Consider the following 3,276-nt stretch of genomic DNA (forward strand, 5'->3'; position numbering starts at 1 on the left):
ATAACTTAGGTCGCTATGAGGAGGCTGTTGCCAGTTATGACCGCGCCCTTGTCCTCAATCCTAACTATGCAATTGCCTGGACTAACCGAGGGACTGCTGCCGGAAAGTCCCTCGGTTGCTTCTATTCCGTCACCGTCACCCTCCCCCCTCATCTGCAAAACCCCGCCCTCAACCAACGGGGGTATGAGGGAAAGTTAGCCAGCTATGAAGAAGGGTTGAAACATTGTCCCCCCGACCGTGACCCAGAAGGGGCGGGACGGTTGAATTACGCTATTGGTCTCGCCCATTATGTCCGAGGTCGCCTGGACGCGAACCCTTATCGCTTCTGGCGAAAAGCGATCGCCCCCTACAACGCCGCCCTCGACACCCTCAGCGAAACCCACTCCCCCGAATGGCGACTCAAAGCCCTGCGAAACTTGAGCCGCGTCCTCTTTGAACTGCGTCAACCCGAGGAAGCGGCGCAACTGCTTCGCGATGGGTCTGACCTGTTGCGCCGCTTGATTCAACAATGCCCCAGTCCGGGGAAACAACGACTACTGGCCCTGGAATTTATCAGCTTGCAACAGTTGACCGTTGACCTGGAATGCCAAGCCGGACATCCCGTGGCCGCCCTGATGCTGGCGGAACAAGGCAAAAATAGCTGTTTGCGCTGGTGGCTGTCGGGTTGGAGGGAGGAGATTCCCAGTCCTGACTTCCCCAGTCTGCAACAGTATCTCTGCCCTGAGAAGACCGCAGCGGTTTACTGGCACATCAGTCCCTCCGCCCTCACCACGTTCCTGCTGAAACCCAACCAAGACCCTATCCCCCTCCTAGCTTCAGACGAGAGTGAAGCGCCTTTCGCCAGACTGCAACAATTACTGGAATGGGAGAAGTGGACGGACAACTGGAAACGGGACTATCAAGACTATCGCCAGGATAAATCTGAGTCGGGTTCTCCCAGGAGAGACCATCCCTGGCGTCGGGATATGGACTCTCGCCTGCAACGGTTGGGGGAGATTTTGCGGATTAAGGCCCTGCTGGCTAAGTTGGCCGATGAGGAGATTGACCATCTGATTTTACTGCCCCACGGGGACTTGCACCTGTTCCCCCTGGAAGCCTTATTCCCCCCCCAATACAGTCTCATCCGGCTTCCCAGCGCTCAGGTGGGGATAACTCTGGCGCAACACCCGGTTCCCCCCATCACCTCGGAAGCATCCCTGCTGTTGGTGGGATATCCCGACAGTCACGGACTCCCGCCTCTGGAATTTGCCGAGTTGGAGACGGATAGCCTCCGTCTGCGGTTTCAGCGGGTGCAGCCCCTGTGTGGTCGCCAAGTCCGTCAAGCGTCCCTCTGCGACGAACTGCGAAAGGGGGAGTATCGGCTGATGCACTTTACGGGACATGGGGGCTATGATTTTGACGCGCCGGACCAATCCTGGTTAGCCTTATCGGGGAGGGAGTTTTTGCGGGTTAAGGACTTGCTGAATCTGCCTCTGTCGGGCTATCGTTTAGTCAGTTTGGCGGCTTGTGAAACAGCCATAATCGGCCAGAAATCGATTACCACGGACTATGTGGGTCTCAGCAGTGGCTGGCTGATGGCGGGGGTATCGTTGCTGTTGAGTACGCTCTGGACGGTGGAATCGGCAGCTAGTATGGTGTTGACTCTGAAGTTCTATGAGCAGGTTCTGGCGGGAGTCCCGGAACCCCTGGCCCTAGCCCAGGCAAAACATTGGTTGTCCCACTGTGATGTTGCCCGGTTACGGGAGTTCTACGAGGCGGAACTGGAACGGTATGGGCCGGATGATGGGGTGGTTCGTCCTTCCCTCCTGGACCAACTGGATTCCCTTGATGAACAGGACCCCCAGGCGCAACTCTATGGTCATCCTTATTATTGGGCCGCATTTATATTAACTGGAGATACAAAATGATCACACCTCTCACTCGCGTCACGCTCAAGGCGTTTCTGGCGGCAGTTTGTGCTCTGGAGGAGTCTCTTCCGGATGCGGTTCAGGCGGAGATTCGGACGGTGGGTCAAACGGGGGAGTATGGTCGCTTGGATGCGATCGCCCGTAACTGTCCACAGTTAACCCCCACCTATATTCAAGCCCGCAAAGCGTTAAATCGCCCCAGTCAGGAACGCAACAAGGGAGGGGATTTTCCCCCGGATGACACGCCTGACCCCCTCAATACAGAAACGGACAATCTCGCTCGAAATATTGATAATTTGAAGGATATGCAGGAGTTATTGGACGCGATTGAGAGGGAAATGAGGGGAACTGAGGCAGATGGGCCGGAGGTTCCGGAGAAGATTGAGCGGATTCTGGGGGCTGAGGATTGTTTTGCGATCGCCCGCGAACTGTTTCCCTATCGTCCTTTAGCTTAACTCTGCTTGTTGCGCCCGCCTAGCCCCGATTTGGACTCATGTTGTATGGATGAACAGGATTGTCTACGATTTCTCACTCTCGACTGGTTTCTCTACGATTTGTCGGAAGATTCATCGGAAACCGCCGCCTCTAAGGAGTTCCCCGCCCCTGGAGACCTCCCCGAGCCACTGGATGGTTATATTAGACATCAGAAGATTCAAGACAGTCAAATGGTTCAAATTGACTGTTCCGGGGAGAAGTCGGAGGTCAAATCGCTTCAGGAACTGGGAAACATCCAAAAAATAGTTCTTAAGTATATACCGACCCTAAATCATTTGGGGAATGAGCCCTCACCCCCAACCCCTCTCCCAGAACGGGAGAGGGGAGCAGATCCAGTTGTTAAATCCAGTGATACTCGCCATAGTGAGAAACCGGAGAAAACCGCCCTGGGAAAACTGGGGTCAAGTTGGCTGGTTTGGGGACAATTAATATCCGAGAAGCAATCCCCTGTGAGTCTAGCTCAAGAGATTTGTAATCAGTTAAAATTTAAAGAAACTTCTCCCAATTGGCAAGTAGATTTAATTGCCGACGGTCGTCTGTTGGGGGCGACGCTGTATGAACTGTGGTGTCCGCCCCAGGGACAAGGGGAGGGGGAGAGCTATCATTTGTTAATTTGTTTATTTGATAGTCACTGGCGAAAAGAAGCCCTACGAAAGCGCGTGGGAAGTCTTTTGAAGCATTGCCAATATTTGTTTTTATACCGCCATAAAGTAGTCTGGGCTTTTCAACAAAGTCGGCGCTTGCGGGAGTCGTTACAACAGCCATCCCGTCTAGTTCCCCAAGTGACGAATCAGAGTTTAGCCCGCCTGGAACAGTCGGTGGTCAATTTGACGGAATTACAAGACCATTTACGCCAAAGTTTGAATGTTTTGGC

The 3,276-nt window shown here is 53.9% G+C and carries 3 protein-coding genes; all 3 read left to right on the forward strand.

Annotated elements, in window-relative coordinates:
* Positions 1 to 1,907 (forward strand): CHAT domain-containing protein (locus J0895_RS09310; RefSeq protein ID WP_207087829.1); only part of this gene is annotated, 1,907 nt, incomplete at its 5' end.
* Complete coding sequence (locus J0895_RS09315; protein ID WP_207087830.1) at positions 1,904 to 2,362, forward strand: hypothetical protein; 459 nt, start codon at positions 1,904 to 1,906, stop codon at positions 2,360 to 2,362. The genes J0895_RS09310 and J0895_RS09315, both read left to right, overlap by 4 nt.
* Before the next feature lie 45 nt (positions 2,363 to 2,407).
* A partial coding sequence (locus J0895_RS09320; protein WP_207087831.1) for a hypothetical protein occupies positions 2,408 to 3,276 on the forward strand: 869 nt, incomplete at its 3' end.

It is taken from the genome of Phormidium pseudopriestleyi FRX01 (assembly GCF_017313335.1).
Classification (GTDB): domain Bacteria; phylum Cyanobacteriota; class Cyanobacteriia; order Cyanobacteriales; family Laspinemataceae; genus Laspinema; species Laspinema pseudopriestleyi.